Annotated in this window: 1 pseudogene; it reads right to left on the bottom strand. The window is 56.6% G+C overall.

Going from position 1 to position 599, the window contains the following annotated elements:
- Nucleotides 1-162 (bottom strand): annotated as a pseudogene (locus AC0QHF_RS00345) (chlorophyll a/b binding light-harvesting protein); the annotation flags it as partial.
- Between the last annotated feature and the right edge of the window lie 437 nt (nucleotides 163-599).

Below are 599 nucleotides of genomic sequence, written 5' to 3'. Positions count from 1 at the left end.
GAACTGGTTGAGTTCAAACAGGGTCATCGCCCCGGCCCACAGGACGATCAGTCCGGCGTGGGCGACGTGGGCCCCCAAAAGTCGGCCGGAAAGGTCGGTCAGACGGGCATTTCCGGCCCGAAATGGAATGTCGGTGTTGATATTATCGGTGGCAACTGCCATCGAAATCCTCCTTGGTGAATGTTGAGTTTTGGCACGACGAGGGTCGTCAAGGTTTGACGGGTGAAAATGCGATCGAAGCTATAACAGTGGTCTATTTGGTGCGATACGGTTCGATCCGCCATTATCCCCCTGATCCCCCCCCCGCCCCCATCCCCCCCAGCCCCCCTTTGAAAGGGGGGAGTAAGGGGGGAGCCAGAGGATGCTCCGCTTTGATTAATCCGGGGACTTAAAGTCGATCTGTGTACCTCACTGACTTGAAAATTGCTGTAATAGCTGACCGCTATGGCGGTTGTGGGGGCAACCTTATAGGGTTGCCGGTAGAGGCAACCGTGGGGGCAACCTTATAGGGTTGCCGGTGAGGACAACCGTGGGGGCAACCTTATAGGGTTGCCGGTAAAGACAACCGTGGGGGCAACCTTATAGGGTTGCCGGTAAAG

The organism is Lyngbya sp. CCY1209, from assembly GCF_055795065.1.
The sequence above is the reverse complement of the archived record's forward strand: the minus strand, read 5'-3'. Positions and strand labels throughout refer to the sequence as shown.